Annotated in this window: 13 protein-coding genes; 5 read left to right on the top strand and 8 right to left on the bottom strand. The window is 44.2% G+C overall.

Annotated elements, in window-relative coordinates; translation table 11 throughout:
* Positions 1-46 precede the first annotated feature (46 nt).
* Both MHH49_RS00945 and MHH49_RS00940 read left to right on the top strand, forming a co-directional pair.
* Positions 47-1,564: a S8 family serine peptidase gene (locus MHH49_RS00945; RefSeq protein WP_036684017.1), complete on the top strand. Its 1,518-nt coding sequence runs from the start codon at positions 47-49 to the stop codon at positions 1,562-1,564.
* 601 nt (positions 1,565-2,165) lie between these two features.
* A complete protein-coding gene (locus MHH49_RS00940; protein WP_036684015.1) occupies positions 2,166-2,423 on the top strand; it encodes an AbrB/MazE/SpoVT family DNA-binding domain-containing protein in 258 nt (85 codons plus the stop codon).
* A gap of 105 nt (positions 2,424-2,528) precedes the next feature.
* On the opposite strand, the gene MHH49_RS00935 is transcribed toward MHH49_RS00940, so the two are convergent.
* Positions 2,529-3,038, bottom strand: coding sequence for a PadR family transcriptional regulator (locus MHH49_RS00935; RefSeq protein ID WP_036684013.1), 510 nt, complete (start codon positions 3,036-3,038; stop codon positions 2,529-2,531).
* Between the two features lie 96 nt (positions 3,039-3,134).
* Positions 3,135-4,298 carry a YhgE/Pip domain-containing protein gene (locus MHH49_RS00930; RefSeq protein WP_051491309.1) on the bottom strand — a complete coding sequence of 388 codons (1,164 nt, stop codon included), beginning with the start codon at positions 4,296-4,298 and terminating at the stop codon, positions 3,135-3,137.
* A gap of 193 nt (positions 4,299-4,491) precedes the next feature.
* Here MHH49_RS00930 and MHH49_RS00925 point away from each other — a divergent pair, with 193 nt between their 5' ends.
* Positions 4,492-5,217 (top strand): HAD family hydrolase, encoded by a 726-nt coding sequence (locus tag MHH49_RS00925; protein ID WP_051491308.1) that lies wholly within the window; start codon positions 4,492-4,494, stop codon positions 5,215-5,217.
* 278 nt (positions 5,218-5,495) lie between these two features.
* On the opposite strand, the gene MHH49_RS00920 is transcribed toward MHH49_RS00925, so the two are convergent.
* Together MHH49_RS00920 and MHH49_RS00915 are read right to left on the bottom strand one after the other, a co-directional pair.
* Entirely contained in the window at positions 5,496-6,047 is a 552-nt protein-coding gene (locus tag MHH49_RS00920) for a glutathione peroxidase (protein ID WP_076099986.1), read from the bottom strand.
* A 238-nt stretch (positions 6,048-6,285) separates the two neighbouring features.
* Positions 6,286-6,903 carry a hypothetical protein gene (locus MHH49_RS00915; RefSeq protein WP_094902492.1) on the bottom strand — a complete coding sequence of 206 codons (618 nt, stop codon included), beginning with the start codon at positions 6,901-6,903 and terminating at the stop codon, positions 6,286-6,288.
* Positions 6,904-7,600: 697 nt separating this feature from the next.
* On the opposite strand from MHH49_RS00915, the gene ltrA reads away from it, so the two are divergent.
* Positions 7,601-8,863, top strand: coding sequence for a group II intron reverse transcriptase/maturase (ltrA, locus tag MHH49_RS00910; RefSeq protein WP_036681916.1), 1,263 nt, complete (start codon positions 7,601-7,603; stop codon positions 8,861-8,863).
* 100 nt (positions 8,864-8,963) lie between these two features.
* Here ltrA and MHH49_RS00905 read toward each other — a convergent pair whose 3' ends face one another.
* The 4 genes from MHH49_RS00905 to MHH49_RS00890 form a co-directional block, all read right to left on the bottom strand.
* Complete coding sequence (locus MHH49_RS00905) at positions 8,964-10,496, bottom strand: DUF3502 domain-containing protein (RefSeq protein WP_076275056.1); 1,533 nt, start codon at positions 10,494-10,496, stop codon at positions 8,964-8,966.
* A 140-nt stretch (positions 10,497-10,636) separates the two neighbouring features.
* Positions 10,637-11,521, bottom strand: coding sequence for a carbohydrate ABC transporter permease (locus tag MHH49_RS00900; RefSeq protein ID WP_038569639.1), 885 nt, complete (start codon positions 11,519-11,521; stop codon positions 10,637-10,639).
* 12 nt (positions 11,522-11,533) lie between these two features.
* On the bottom strand, positions 11,534-12,514 hold the full coding sequence (locus tag MHH49_RS00895) for an ABC transporter permease (RefSeq protein ID WP_051491306.1): 981 nt from the start codon (positions 12,512-12,514) through the stop codon (positions 11,534-11,536).
* A 320-nt stretch (positions 12,515-12,834) separates the two neighbouring features.
* On the bottom strand, positions 12,835-15,078 hold the full coding sequence (locus tag MHH49_RS00890) for an AraC family transcriptional regulator (protein ID WP_076213892.1): 2,244 nt from the start codon (positions 15,076-15,078) through the stop codon (positions 12,835-12,837).
* A gap of 202 nt (positions 15,079-15,280) precedes the next feature.
* On the opposite strand from MHH49_RS00890, the gene MHH49_RS00885 reads away from it, so the two are divergent.
* Positions 15,281-16,846: a glycoside hydrolase family 43 protein gene (locus MHH49_RS00885; protein ID WP_036684004.1), complete on the top strand. Its 1,566-nt coding sequence runs from the start codon at positions 15,281-15,283 to the stop codon at positions 16,844-16,846.
* Positions 16,847-16,850 lie beyond the last annotated feature (4 nt).

Raw genomic sequence — 16,850 nt, 5'->3', positions numbered from 1 at the left:
TGACCAATGAGGCGGTTTTATTTTTGTCGATCTGTAAAAGGAGATGATGAACATCGAAGCTAAAGTGAAAATTGCCGTGATTGATGATGGTATCAACGAATATTTGCTAGGTGAACCGGTTGTTCAACAGTTGATCTTCAATGAAGATTTCACAATAGACGCTTATACAATAGACAGTCCCGAAAGAATAACTCACGGCACCATCTGCGCAGGCATAATTAAGCACTATTATCCGGAAATCTATATGTATAGCTTGAAGATATTGTCTGATACCTTAAGGGGAAATATCCAGAAGTTGTATAGTGCACTAGAATGGTGCGTTCAAAATGATATCCAAGTTGTAAATATCAGCTTGGGAAGCCATTGCTCAGCGGATTTATTAGAAACGCAGAGAGTTATAAACAAGGTTGCTGGTCAAGGCTTAGTTATTGTAAGTGCCGCAAGTAATCATGATTATATTACATATCCAGCTTCTTTTTCAAACGTTATAGGCGTTAAGAGAGAGGTAAGCAACACGCTGCACGAAGGGGAGTTTTATCTCAATGATAATATCATCGACGGTATAGAATTTACGGCTTTTGCTAGACATCATTTGAATGGTAAAGAGTGCAGCAACTCGAACAGCTTTGCCGCGCCCATGATTACAGCCAAAGTATGTGAACTCATTGGTAAATCTCACCTAACTAACTTGCAGCAAATAAAACTCATGTTGTCGAAAATGGCAAATAACTATAGGGACGATAAACACTTGTTTATTTGCTATGCTGACCCTGATTGGATAAGTGATATATTAGTATGCTATGTGAACGGAAAATGCAAATTGGACAATCGGAATCTTTGCGTTAACATACACGGTGAAATTGTCGTTCCCGCTGAGTCGGCTTATGATGCTGTTGATGCAGCCCTATTGGCTTACAATGAAAATATTGAGACTCTCGTTGTGATCAGCAGAGATCTTTACCCTGATGCTTATGTTGAATTACAGTGGATTGCTTCGAAATACAATAAAAATGTAGTGTTTATTGACAATTACCAAGGAAAAGATATGAACAAGATAGTTAACAATCAGTGTACTAACATTAAGTTATGGCATAGCTTATTCAAAATACACAACATTTACACACTTAACAGCACCCCGTTGCTGATCGAAGAGCCAATGGTTTCTATTTACATCCCTGCTGACACTGACTTTGAAGTTATTCTCTGGTTAAAAGGGCAATTTAAAAATAATAACTATAACAGTTATTTTGCATCGAATCACCCTATCGGAGTTTTATACGGAATAGACTATGTTCCTGAGACAAACTCAGCGCAGACATCTTCCTATTTTTCCTTAATTCTGAATAAGAAATCTTACGATATCGCGATATATGTCTTATATGGCTATGATATTTCGGATAAAATAGAAACGGATATTGAAATAGACATTGAACCATTAAACGGTTACTTTCAAGCAACTTTTGCTGTAAATGGCTTATGCCAGGAACGTATTATCAATATTAAACAGATTGATGAAACCTTTATCGGAGAACTTTATAATTCTATAGTTTATTTACTCTCTTAATGGGGGACAAAAATCATCAAACACTTAGAATACCCTCCATTAATAACTTCTTTGCTAGCCCCTCGTTAGTCGACTTCCGGATTCATCGTATTTACACTACAGTGATATCATCAGCCTTGTATTTACATGAGGATTCGATACACACACTACTCATAGCGAAATTATTATTCCAATGATAGATCCTATTTAAGTTTGACTTACTAAACATCTGGGTAAATGACGGAGTAGCGTTCTTGCTAGTTTTCGACAATTTCCTACTTGTGATTGCGGATAAGCGGAGTGACAAGATTTACAAATAGATTAACGAAGGTATTTTAGGGTAGAATTGTCATCAAGTAGGGTTACATTCTGGGTGGATTTTGACATTCCAGAGAAGCCCCTATTTTTTTGTGTTCTGACACGGCTTCATATCTTGGTGCTCAACAGATATCATACATTGTCGAAATTTTGTCGAATAATATCATATAATGTAGAAAAATAATTGACAGGAAATGAATAGAACTTTAGAATTAGGTAGTAGCGTAATCATTACTATCATATAGAAGCGTACATAGCTTTTAGCAAGAATGATTATAAATGTGACTTCAAGGGAGGATGTACGATGATGAAAGCAACAGGCATAGTAAGAAAAGTGGATGAATTGGGACGTATCGTAATTCCTATTGAACTGCGTAGAACAATGGGAATCGACATAAAAGACCCGCTCGAAATTTTTGTAGACGCTGAAAAGATTATCCTTAGAAAATATGAGCCAACTTGTATCTTCTCCGGAAGCTCAGAAAACCTGATCAATTTCAAAGGTAAAATGGTAAGCAAAGATGTTCTTGATGAACTTATTGCAAGCTTTGATAGAGCATAATCCATATACCACATATGATTCCAAAAAAAAGAACCGGTATTACAAGCACAAGATGTGCCTGTAATACCGGTTCTTTTTTTTATGGTGTACTTTCGAAAGCGGGTTTTATTTAGACTCTAGCACACTTTGGATTTTTTTGATAAAAGCATCATATTGTACGAGGCCTAGCTCCATGCACAACTTCTGGTAGGAAGATAACTTGTAATCTAGCTGGTTCAACTTCTGTTCCAGATCGTCGTACATTGCCTGCTTTTCTATCAATGCTTGCCGAAGCAGATTATCTATGTTCTCTTTGTCCGTCTTTTCCCCAAAATACAGGTGCATAAAAAAGTCAGAACGCAGAACATCTTTTTCGGCTGGTGATTGTAGATAAGCGTGGAACTGATCCAAGCCGGCAGAGGTAATGGTGAATACATTTTTGTCGGGTTTGCCTTCCTGTCGCACAGATTCTTTAGTGATCAGATTCAGCTTTTCCATCTTGCTTAGGGTAGGATAGATCGTGCCATAGCTGGCATCGAAGAAAAATGAGAAGTATTCCTCGAAATGTCGTTTTATCTCGTAACCAGAATGAGGTTTTTCGCTTAAAATCCCCAGAATAACATCTTGTATGTTCATAAATCATTGCCGCTCCTTTCTTTCACTTCCTACCATATCACAACTGCATATCGCTCTCAATTTGAAATGGCATAGCCGGAGTGGCAAACTGTATAATTACGCATTTACTGACACGGGCTCTTGTTCTCGTGAGATCCGAGTTTCTTTACGAAGGAAAGTGACAAGTACGCTTAATACAGCAATTGTTGCCCCAATACAGAGTAAATAGAACATATCTTTCCATACCCCGTTACCCCCGATAACCAGGTCGAGCATACCATTAACTGCATAGTAAGCGGGCGAAAAGGGACCGATCCAGTTATAAAAAGGTGAAAGCACATCGCGTGGAATAGTTGCTCCGGACGCTAACATTTGCATGGAGAGAAGGGCAATATTTAGCCAGCCGCCAGCATCCCCGAGGAGCAGCAGACTAAACTGAGCAAGGATCATACAGGAGAGAATTACCGTGAACTCGAACAGCCACATAAGCAGAAAGCCACGATTAGAGTGGATACCGAGTGAGTTAACCATGATAGTTCCCACTAGTGAGATAAGCACAGCCGTTCCACCCATTATGACAAATCGGGCTGCAAAGCGATTCCATTTACTAAATTGTCCAGACAAGTTGGAGGAAGCTTTATGGAGATTCATCGCGAGTAACATAGCACCGGTAAATGAGGCGGTAACGATCATTAAGGGAACCATAGTTTGTGCAAAATTAGTTGTAGGGTTAATGATTTCGACGTTGGCGGAAATGCGGCTGCTTGCAGCACTTTTGATGATCTCCGCTTGTGCCTGCGGCAGATTCATAGCATCCAAGGTGTGGCTTAGTGCTGAATTACTGCTTTGAGTGTTCATTGCAGCCGTGACTTTAAGTGCTACCGTCTGCATGACATTGCTGACCATCTGCGGATTAGATTCATTTAAGAAGTAGTGGAGTTCAGTCTTTGCAGATGGATTACTGATCTGTCCAGTGAACCCTTGGGGAATATTGATAATCATGCGGATTTCTCTATGCTCAAGTGCTTCTTTTGCATTTTCTAGTTGGAGATCCTGTCTGGTTACGAACTGAAGTGATCCTGCAATCCCATCGACTATAGGCTGGGCATTTGTACCATCCTCATTAACAATAGCAATGGGCAACTGATCTACCCGATCCGTTACATGATCGTACCCTGTAATCCAAATTAAGCTGAAAAAAACTTGGAACAACAGTGCAGTTATAATTCCAATGATGGTAGCAGGCTGCTTGAGGAAGCGTATGATTAATGGATTTGACATGGTTATTTCTCCTTTATATTTCAAGTTGTAATATTACAGATTGAAATATAGCACAACGAAATATAAACTGCAACAGAAAAAGTTAAGAGCATGGACATTACAAAGCGATTTCATATATCATAGGGCTTGTACTGGAAATATCGCACAGATGAATGTCTTACCTGAAGTAGAACAGAATGGGGAGGAACAACAGATGAGTAACGAAGTACAAGGAACGGAACAAAACGTGGTTCATGCGAAACTGAACAAGCCAGAAGCGATTGTATTTGATATGGATGGAACATTGTTCCAGACTGAAAGTCTTTTATTGCCTGCATATCATAAAATGTTCGATATTTTGCGGGAAGAGGGACTATACGTAGGACCTACACCACCAGAAGAACGTATTCTAGGCTGCTTAGGAATGTTGCTGGCAGACATTTGGAAGAATGTTATGCCTGAAGCAGATGAAGCCGTGCACCGCCGGGCGGATGAATTGCTCCTGCAGCTGGAGATTGAAGGGCTTGAAGCCGGAGGCACACTACTGTATCCACAGGTGGTTGAGACACTGACAGCGCTTAAAGAGCGCGGAGTGAAGCTGTTTGTGGCTAGCAACGGGCTGGAGGATTATATTCACAGCATCGTTGTGGTGCATGAGCTTAAGGCGTTGTTCGAAGGCTTGTATAGTGCGGGAGGTCAAGGCACTGCGACTAAGACCGAGCTGCTACGTATTCTTTTGGATAATCATGGTATCAGCAGTGCCTGGATGGTTGGGGATCGTTCTTCTGATGTTCAGGCAGGTAAAGGAAATGGCCAGACCGTAATCGGCTGCGCCTATGCAGGCTTCGGACGTCAGGATGAGCTGAAGGGCTCTGATGTCATTATTACCTCCTTCGACGAATTGGTTGACTTATACGATAACGCAACGATTAGTGAATAAGAACTTACGATGGGGAGTTTGCTTAGCTTACAAGCAAGCGCTTGATCACATAAAAGACAACCTTCTTGAAGAAGGTTGTCTTTTTATTGAAGTCAAAAAGATGGTGCTTCAGTTGAAAGAAATCGGTATCGTCGTCAGGCAGTAAAGATATATACATAAATAAAGGAAGTAATCCGATAAAAAATGGAGAGGGTCTATATATGTTTTGCATGCCTAATATGTAAACCCTTTATGTTAAACTATCGTTCTCTGTGGGTTAAATTACCAATCGGATTCATTTACTTTAAAAGAAGTGACTCAATAAATGGCTCTATGTCAAAAGGTTTAGTCGTTGTTTCGTATCTACCGTATACATGACCGTTTCTATCGATTAAAAACTTCGAAAAATTCCACTTAACCCCATCGCCGGCATATATGTCCGGATACTTTTCCTGCAGAAAATCCTGCATCCATTTACCGCCTGATGTCTCAGTATCGAATCCTTGAAATGGTGCTTGCTGTGTTAGATATTGAAATAAAGGATGGGCAGACGGTCCCCTAACCTCAACTTTCTCAAATAAAGGAAACTTAACTCCAAAGTTGCTCTCACAATATTCATGTACTTCCGAGTTGCTTTCTGGCTCCTTCTCGTTGAATTGGTTACAAGGAAAACCAAGTATTTCAAACCCTTGCTCATGGTGAATTTCGTAAATTTTTTGGAGATCAGGTAATTGGCGAGAATAGCTGCACCTACTGGCAGTGTTCAGAATAAGCAGAACTTTTCCTCGATAAATGGACAATTCAACAGGCTCACCATGAATTGACTTTGCTTGAAAATCATAAATAGACATCAGACTATCCCTCCACGTTATTATTATAAATAACATAATAGCGCTATAGGCGTTTATTGGTCTAATATATAATAGAAATAATATTTATAGTATTAACCTATAACGGGCAACACTCGATCATTAATTACAATAAAAGTATTCCTCCAATATTCCCTTAGTTGTTACCGGTTAGTTTAATAGAAAAGAAGAGCTACCTTATAGGAAGCTCCCCCACTATCGTTTTCCGTTAGTGTAGTCTCTAAAATACAAATTCTTTCTCGTTGTTTTCCCCATCAAGATATCTAACCCTACAGTAATCTTTCCAATTATCCCAATTTGTTATACTGTCAACTTCCACGCGAAATAATTCATTATATGGCATATTCATCGGATTAGAAAAATCATAAAAAACAAGTTCATAAGGACATGCCCAATAGCATCCATCAATCACTATTAATTTTTTTTGTTGAAAATATATTATTTCCCCCCAGCAAAATCCATGACCTTTATATGCCTCTTCAGGAACATAATGTTTGGTTTGTTTATTTGATAAATTAACAATTGAATACCCTTGATAATCTAACCCACCTAAAAGATATTCTATGCCATTTATCTCTAACCAACTGAATAGAAATGTGCCGAAGTTTCTATATATTATGTCGATGGTTTTATGCTCACTATCCGTAATAATTCCTTTTGTATAATTATATCTAATAATACCTTCTACATGGTTATAGTGATGGATTTCAAGTTTAAACTTCCCTGATGGTGAATAAAAAATTTCAGTTTTCTCAGGATTGTAAAATTCATCTTGAAAATAGTACATCATCGTAGCTCTTTCACTGAGAAACTGAGTATCATTAACAATATTCCTCAAAGTTTTTCACCCCGCCTTAGTATTACAAATTGTACCATAATATCGGACATGCTATTACGCTTTTCTGCCTGTTAGCTACGTCGTTCGGTGACGCCAAAAGAAGCGTGTCTCCATTAAGGAGCACGCTTCTTTGTGTGCGCCCAGCATGGGCGCTATCTATAGGGTTGAAGTCCCGAATGGCGAAGGCAGTAGTAGCCATTAGCTTAAGGCAAGGGTGTCCACCGCGAGGTGGAATCTGAAGGAAGCCAGCGGCAAATCTCCGGTCTGAGGAATACGAACTTCATACAAGGCTAACGTAGGCTGGATGAGGTTGCACAACAAACCAAAGTCCATACTGCCAAAGGCGTACGAGAGTAAATGAAGCAGATAGATGGAGAGGAAGATAGCGTTCTTACCTGGGGAGATCTGTGTGATAGGCGAGTATACTTCGTAACCCTACTTGTGAGAGTAGGCTGAGTGCACAGAAGTCAGCAGACGCCATAGTACGCAAGCTGTTGCAACAGCTGCGGAAGGGCTGAACATGGAATAGGATTTATACATCCAGGCGTTCAAGATGAGCGATGAATGCAGAAAAAAAAATCCGAAAGGACCTGACTGAAGAAGGAAACGGTGAATCCCGTGGGGGTCTTCAGCAGGGCGGAGTTCATCTTTGGCACAAATGGAAGGTATAAATCACGTAAAGAGAGGTTAAAAAAAAATGTTGGAGCAACTGCTATCACGGGAAAATCTTCTGCAAGCCTTAAAGCGTGTTGAAGCGAATAAAGGAAGTCATGGCGTAGATGGGATGTCCGTAAAATCCTTACGAGAACACATCGTACAAAACTGGCAGACCTTGCGGCATGCCATAGAAGAAGGAACCTATGAACCGAGCCCCGTGCGCCGAGTCGAAATCCCGAAACCCGGTGGCGGAGGTGTTAGGTTACTAGGAATACCTACCGTGACAGATCGAATGATTCAACAAGCAATCGCGCAGGTGTTAACTCCATTGTTTGATCCAGAGTTTTCCGACCATAGCTATGGATTCCGTCCGAAAAGACGAGGGCATGATGCGGTGAGGAAAGCTCGAACCTTTATGAAAGAAGGATATCGATTCGTAGTCGACCTAGACTTGGAGAAATTCTTTGATCGCGTCAACCATGACCGACTGATGATGAAGATTTCGGAGAAAGTGGAGGACAAGAAAGTTCTCCTGCTTATCCGCAAATATCTTCAGTCAGGTGTGATGGAGAACGGGTTAGTAACCCCGACAACGGAAGGTGCCCCGCAAGGCGGTCCACTGAGTCCGTTATTATCTAACATTGTCCTAGATGAGCTCGACAAAGAACTCGAGAAACGTGGGCACCGCTTCGTTCGTTATGCGGATGATTGCAATATTTACGTGAAAACGCTAAGAGCAGGAGAGAGAGTCAAGACAACGGTCACCCGATTCATCGAGACGAGGCTAAAGCTGAAGGTGAACCAAGTAAAGAGCGCGGTAGACCGTCCCTGGAAACGAAAGTTTCTAGGATTTAGTTTTAGTGTGGACAAAGAACCAAAGGTGAGAATTGCGAAGCAGTCCTTACAGAGAGTCAAGGTTCGAATACAGGAGATATCCTCTCGAAAGAGATCGATGAAGATGGAAGAGCGAATCAAGGAACTAAACCACTACCTCATGGGATGGTGCGGTTATTTCTCGCTGGCGGATACCCCAAGTACCTTTCGAGATATGGATAAATGGATACGAAGAAGGCTACGAATGTGCCTCTGGAAGCAGTGGAAGACCCCTAGAACCAAAGTCAAAAGACTTATATCCTTAGGGGTACCTAAGGATAAAGCCTATGAGTGGGGAAATACCCGAAAAGGGTATTGGCGAATTGCAGGGAGTCCAATTCTACAACATGCATTGAATAACCAATATTGGGAAGCCAATGGATTAAAGAGTGTATTGGACAGATACAACTCCTTACGGAATATTTCATGAACCGCCGTATATCGAACGGTACGTACGGTGGTGTGAGAGGTCGGGGGCTAGCCGCCCCCTCCTACTCGATTGACCGGTATGATAATTGCCGCGGCGGTGCTTACTGCTGCTTAGCGTACCATTCGGAAAATTGTTTCTGGTATTCAGCGATATATTTGTCTATTCCCGCTGCTTTTAGTCTGTCCAGCGCTTTGGGGAAGGCGGTGTCATAATCGCTGAAGCCGCTGCCGATCGGAGCGAGGTATTCAGTGAATACGCCGTTCAGCTTCGTTTCTTCATTCTTGACGGGTGTATTGTCAAAGTTGAAGCCGGCACCTTTGGAAATGATAGCTCCATCGTCCCAAGCTTTATATTCTGCAATGAATTCGTCCGGTACCGTGTTATCGAAACGCATGAAGTTTTTGTTCATCAGCAGCCAGTCAGGGATCAGCGAATCAGTGGTTATTTTGGTCAAACGCCCGTTTTCATCCAGCGTATAGTCTGTTCCTTCTATCCCGTAGGCGAACAAGTCGTACAGCTCCTGGTTTTTTTGCAGCAGATTGAAGAACATGACGTAACGTTCAGGGTCTTTAGCTGCGGTGGAGACGAAAAAGGCGGTGCTGTAAGTGCCGCGGCTGATTTTTGGACGGCCGCTGCCGAGGAAATAGTTGACCAGTTTGGCATCAGGCACTGCTTGTGAGATGGTTGCCGCACCTTCGAATGGGCGTGCCGCTGTGCCGGCCCAGAACATCGCTTTACCGGAGTTCCAGTCAGACTGCAGCTGCGGAACATTGGTGGCGGCATATTTCGGAATGATTCCTTTTTCATACCAGCCGTGCATAAGGTTCGCATAACTCTTGAACTCTTCGGTTTCAAACCAGCTAATAATTTTATCATCCTTCACAGACTCATCCAGGGCAATAAAATCATTTTGCCAATAGAGGTTTTTGTCCGTGTAATCATATTGTAGGAGTCTGCGTGCATCGGTGTTGGCGTACCCGATCAGTTCGGGATGAATGGCATGGACCTTATCATAGAACTGCTCTAGTTCCCCCAGTGAAGTGACCTGTGTCATCCCGGCTTCTTCAAGCAAATCCTGTCTGACTAGCGCACTGTAGAATTCCGCAGAATTCGGTTTGTTGCCGACGGGGATCGCATACTGCTTGCCTTCCAGCTGAAAGGCTTTGAAGGAGGCCTCGTCCACATTTTTACTCAAATCAGCTGCTGCATCGGCATACGGAGTGAGGTCGGCATAAAGCCCCTTTGCCACAGATTTTACCATGTAATTGGCATCTGTATAGGTTGCGAAGTCTTCTCCCGTAGACAGCATTAAGTCAGTTTTGCCGCCGCCATATTCGGTCCAAGGAAGAAACTGAAATTCAACCTCAGCATTGATTTCTTTCTTAATAGTGTCGTAGAACGATGTCTTCGCTAGTTCCTTCATCCGGTTGGACTCATCCCCGTACAGCACAATTTTCAATTTGGCAGGAGTCAAGGCGCTGCCGTCATTACTACCGCTATCCGTAGAGGAAGAGGTACCTTCATTTCCAGTCCCAGAACTAGGGGGAGCGCTTTCATTGTTGCCCTGAGCACAGCCACTTACCAAGAACACCGCAGCTAGGAACAAACTTAACCAACCTTTTTTCTTTTTCATGATGAACCCTCCTGAAATAGAATCATAATGTTTGAGGCATCTATTGCAAAGGCCGTGCTCCCTTAAGTCCCATTGTACATCAAGAAGTAGGGGAGCATAAACCCGGTGCAACCGAACATAATTTGGTATCTTTGCTGGAATTATCCTTTGACCGAACCTACAATAATACCTTTGACAAAAAAACGCTGGAGAAAAGGATATAATATGGCGATTGGCAAAACGGTCAGACAGGTCATTGCCATTTTGGCTGTCTCCAGTGGCGGTGCGATGATAGCTCCACCAACTTGAGCAGCATTGCCGGAAGCTAGGAACTGAATGTTCGCCATCATGTTATACATCAAATATTGGATCGTATAGAGATCCTGATCGGATACCAGCATTAGTGGCAAATAGAAGTCATTCCAGAATTGCAGTGCGTAAAAGAGCGAGATGGTGACCAGTCCGACGCGGCCCAGCGGAATCATAATGCTGAAGAAGATGCGCAGATGTCCGGCACCATCGATTTGCGCAGATTCCACGATTTCATGCGGGATGCTACGGAAATAGTTAGCCATGAGAAACATCAGAAAGACGCTTAGCACATAAGGGATGAACAGACCGATGAGCGTATCGCCCAAATGATAATATTTGGTGCTAAGCAGATACCATGGCAGCGTTCCTCCGCTGAACAGCATTGTAAAATAGGCGAAGAAGGCGAAGAAATTTTTGAGCCGGAAGCTTTTAACGGAAATAACATAAGCGTAAGCGGTGGTCACCAATACGGCCGACACGGTACCCAGCACCGTAACGATCACCGACATGGAATACGCCCGCAGAATCTGCTGTGCCTTCGAGCCAAACAGGAATTCATAGGTTTCAAAGGTAAAGCCTCTGGGCCAGAACGAATAGCCTTCCGCGGCGATTCTGGATTCGGTAGATAATGAGCCGGATACTGCCAGAATAAACGGCGCTAGACAGATTACTGAAAATACGGCAATACAGATGTAAAAGAAAATGAGCAGGCCTTTGTTTTCGGTAGTTTGCATCTTATCAGTCTCCTAAAATAGTTTGCTGTCTTTGTCATACCAGCCGGCTAATTTGTTGGCCACCAGCACCAGGATGAAACCAAAGACGGATTGATAGAGCGTGATGGCTGAAGCAAAGCCGAATTCTCCGGAACGGATGGCTGTGCGGTATACATACACATCGATAATGTCGGTAGTCGGCAGAAGCAACGGATTCAGGAACGTTACCCCCATAATCATACTGAGATCGCCTTTTAGCATGCCCCCGATGCCCAGCAGCGTCATCAGAATGATCGACGGAATCAGCATTGGCACCGTAATTTTGGTGATAATCTGCCATCTGGAGGCACCATCGATTCTTGCAGCTTCATAATAGGAAGTGTCGATGCCTTGCAGCACCGCATAATAGATAATGGCGCCGTAACCAGCGCTTTTCCAGATATTCGCTAGCACGAGAATGATTACGAACAGCCAAGGGCTGGAATACCAGTCAACCTGAGAGAAGCCGAATGTCTGGAGCAACTGGTTCATAATGCCTTTGTCGTAATCCAGCAGGGAGAACAGAATGGCTCCGATAATAATCCAGGAAATAAAATACGGGAAAAACATGACGCTCTGCGTGATTTTGATAAACCATTTGCTGCGCAGCTCATTTAGAATAATGGCGATGGCCACTGAAAAAAACGTGCCGGTTAGCATATACAGTGCATTTAACATCACCGTGTTGCGTGTAGCCCTAAGAGAATCTTCCATACTAGAGAAGAAAAACTCGAAATTAGAGAAGCCGGCCCACGGGCTGCCGAAGATTCCGTCGTTGAAGTTGTAATTTTTAAAGACGAGAATCAGACCACTCATCGGCAGATAAGCAAAAAGAATTAGAATGACGATTCCCGGAAGAGCGAGCAAATAAAGCGAGCTGTCCTTCCTTAGGGATTTACGGAAGCTCTTGGCTTTGGCCGTCCTGATTCCCGGACTTGGCATTCCTTGTGTCTCCGATGTAGCCTCTTGCATCATTAACAGTCCACTCCTTTATACTAGCGTTGTCATTTCCGTCCCTTGTTTAGGAGAACGCTTTACATGAAAATCATAAATCCACCCGGAATGTAAACGCTATCATAATAAACGGAAAAAAGTTAAAAAAAGCGGAAAAGGACGGCTTAAAAAAACGAAAAAAACAGAACTTTTTTGTTTTTTAGGTGCTAAAAAGCCTGATTTAAAGGGAAATCTCATAGTATATGCGACGCGAGGGATTATTCATAGAAAGTCAAAAAGGGGATGTCTCCGGCTATGAAAATGCTGCCGGGACATCCCCTTTGTTCCTTACTTTTAGCGGGTCAATCAGGAAGATTCTGCTTCTGCAGAATATGATTCATTCTCCATTTGGAAGGTGTAACCCCATAACGCTTTTTGAACTGGGTTGTAAAATAGGTGCTGCTGTTGTAGCCCACTTTCTCGGCAATTTCCCGGATATCCAAGCCAAGCTCAGTGACTAATAACATCTGCGCCTGCTCCAGACGCAGCAGGTTAACGAAATCGGGAAAGCTGCAGTTTACTTCGTCGGCAATAAGTCTACTGAGATAAGCGGGACTTAGCGATAGCTTGTCAGCAAGGGCATTAAGGGAGAGCCTGGAGTCATCATAATGATCTCTGATATAACAAATGGCTTCACCAGCAATGCTCTTGGTCTGTACAGCACTCATGCTGGCAATGCGCTCGTGGGCGGTATAACAGCTGTTTACAATCCAATTCCATAGCTTGTCATAGCTTTGGATCTGCCAGATATGCTGGTAATTATCTAGAAAGCCGGAATGTTGGACGTCTGCATTAAGCTCAGCCGTGCGACTGAGCTCAAAGACCAGTCTCGATAAAGCGATGGTGGCAGGCTCGACGCGGTAACTGCAGGCTACTGCCAGCAATCTCTCCACTGCCTGTGGAATATGGTTCGAGAGTTCCGTCTGCTTAACGGCTTGCAGTACCGGTTCAAGGGCACTGTCGGGCATTGGGCTGCTGTTCAGATGGATCGTATCATCGGCAAAGATGATATTCTGCTGCACATGAAATTTAATATATTGCAGACTGTCTGCAGCCTCATTGTATTTAGCCCTTAGTAGGTTTAAATCATCCGTCAGCCCGCTGATTCCGAGGACGCAGCAGGATCCGGAAAGCTGCAGCTGAGCCGCGAATTCTTCCCATTTACCGCGGTACAAAGCGTAATCGCCGAAGCTGCCGCTGTGAAGCTCGCTCAGAATCAGCACAGCAGTGCCCTGATGCGGGCGGAAGGATTGAATGGCTGCAAGTTCACAGAAGGCATGTTCAATCTGCTGTATGTTTTCTTCAAAGGTATGCCGGAAGTCGGAGTCTTCAGGTTGATCGGGCTCCAGAGCGGTCAGCACGCATACACAATATGCTCCCCCAGCAGCGGCTATACTCATCAGGGGTGTCCTGCTGTTCTCCGGTGTTCTCTGCGGGGAAAGCAGCCACCGCATCAAGGCGCTATCATCGCTTTCTTTTTTTAGCTGCTCCAGCTTAACGCCAATCTGTTCGAGCTCCTGGCTTACGGTATCGAAATCGCCACCGGTTTTCAGCGCTTCTTCATTGCCAGATAGATGAGCGATATTGCCGAACAGCCGGCCGATTGGCTTATACATCCGCCGCGAGATCAGGTTGGCGGTTATAGATGCGGCGGCAATCAAGGCCAAGCATAGGCCAGTCATCAGATTGCGGGCATTGGAGATATCACGGATGCTATCCTTGTAGGAAGTCTCCGACACAAACCACAGCTTGTCCGCTGCAGAATATACATAGGTAATCAGCTGTGGCTCTGCACCTCCCCTATAGACAAAAGAGCCTCTTTCAGAGGTGGATGACACCACCTGCTTTAACATGCCCTCTTCCAGAGGGATGTCAGATAATGCACTGTGCATGAGCACCGATGCTTTTCCGTCAAGCACAGCGTAACGGGTGGTTTCGCCTTCTTTTTGCGTAAACAGATTATTCTGCAGCTTTCCCAGATTGACGGTCAGCGCTACCGCACCATTATATTCGCTATCCGCAAATGCCCGGTCATTATAGAACACGGTGAGCAGGGTAATGGGGGCACCGTTATTCAAGGTTGCTTCCCACAGAAACGGTGATTCAACAATAATGTTATCCCGCATTCTCGAGAACAGCTCCAGCTTGGATTCAGGGCTTAGCGGAAGGTTTTCGAACATGGCAACAGGCTCATCCACTCCCATGATGTAGGCATTCTCCATATATTGGTTCACAACCAATGCTCCGCGGATTTGGCTTAGGGCACTGTACAACTGGTCGCTCCAGCTGGTATCGCCATTCATCATGAGCGCGTTGATGTTTGGATTCCTATAGAAGTCCATAGCGTAATTCTGGACGATCTCTTCATAGTTTGTAAAAACGGTTTCAGTATTCACCAGTACATTTTGGTTCGCCTTGTTGACATTATCTATCGTAATATTCCGGTACCAATAAAAGATCACTACAGCCAGTACTAGAATACAGCAAACTGAAATCGCGGTTAGGCTCATAAAAAAGCGGGAGTACAATTTCTTTCTTTTTCCCAAGCTGCTCACCCCTTCAGGTAAATCCTATTACACCCATTCTAGAGGGAAAGGCTATTCGCTGACAAGGAGTGAAATATGGGCAATATAGCATGAAAGTATAAAAATGAAGAAATAGAACATAGAAAATACAAGAAAGTTAAACTTATACGAACTATAATTGGTGGTGCTTACATTTGAATTGTTTTGAGGAGGATTACTTTTAATGAGAACATTCCGCAATCCAGTGCTGCCGGGATTTTATCCTGACCCTTCCGCTATCCGTGTTGGTGAAGATTATTATCTTGTGACTTCAAGCTTTGAATTTTTCCCAGGCGTTCCTATCTTCCACAGCAAGGATCTGGTCAATTGGCGCCAGCTTGGCCATGTACTGGACCGCCCGTCCCAGCTCAATCTGGATCACTCGATTCCCTCCATGGGCATTTGGGCACCGACGCTCCGCTATCATGAGGGAGTTTTCTATATGATTACTACTTTTATTGACAATGACAAGAACCAGCATAATTTCTATGTAACAACAACCGATCCGGCCGGAGACTGGTCTGACCCTGTATGGCTGGAGGATGCACCCGGCATTGACTCCTCTTTGTTCTTCGATGAAGACGGCAAGGTGTATTATACCGGCAATCGTGTTCCGCCGGAAGGGCAGGATTATCCAAAGCATATGGATATCTGGCTGCAGGAGATTGATCTCAGCCAAGGGAAGCTAATCGGTCCGAAGCATAGTATTTGGCAAGGCGCACTCAAGGTAGCTCATGCGCAAGAGGGACCGCATATTTATAAGATCGGCGCTTGGTATTACGTGCTGATTGCCGAGGGCGGCACCGGGCATACTCATGCGATTACGATTGCCAGAAGCAAGAGTGTGACCGGTCCTTATGAGGGCCATAAAGCCAATCCGATTCTGACGCATCGCCATCTTGGCAGAGCGTATCCTATTGTTAATGTGGGTCATGGAGAGCTAGTGGAGACTCAACATGGTGACTGGTGGATGTTCTGCTTGGCTTCACGAACCAGCGGTGGTTATTACCGCAATCTGGGACGTGAAACCTTCCTGACACCGGTAATCTGGGAGAATGAATGGCCTGTGGTCAATCCCGGCAAAGGAGTGCTGGAATTTGAGACGGAGGCTCCGGATTTGCCGGAGACAAAGTGGCCGGAATTGCCTGCACGCGATGAGTTTATGGCCAATGAGCTGGCACCGATCTGGAATTTCCTGCGGACACCGCGGGGTGAATTCTGGAGTCTCACCGACAAGCCTGGAGTTCTGCGGCTTCGCCTGAAGCCAGAACGGCTCTCGGAGATCACCAATCCATCTTATATCGGTAGACGCCAGCAGCATTTGAGCTTCAGAGCGGCGACGGACGTGACGTTTAGTCCCGCTGCAGAAGGGGAAGTGGCTGGTCTTGTTCTCCTCCAAAATGCGGATCACCACTTCCGTTATGAACTGGGGCTGGAGGCAGGCGAACGTGTATTACAGCTGATTCAGCGGATGGGTGGCAGCGAGCAGCTGCTGGCGTCAGTGCCATATCCACAGGATCAGATACAGCTTAAGGTGGAAGCCAGAGGACAAGAGTATAGCTTCTATTACAGACCTTCTGAAGCCGCCAAGTGGACAGCCTTCTGCGAACGGACGGATGGCAGAGTGCTCAGCACCGATCTGGCCGGAGGATTCACAGGAGCATACCTCGGGATGTACACAAGCTCTCAAGGCGCAAAGAGCGAAAGCTATGCTGATTTCGACTGGTTTAGCTATGAAGGACTTGAGTAATAGG

The sequence above is a fragment of the Paenibacillus sp. FSL F4-0122 genome, from assembly GCF_038002845.1.
GTDB classification, from domain to species: domain Bacteria; phylum Bacillota; class Bacilli; order Paenibacillales; family Paenibacillaceae; genus Paenibacillus_AQ; species Paenibacillus_AQ odorifer.
This window is presented reverse-complemented; position numbering and strand designations above follow the sequence as displayed.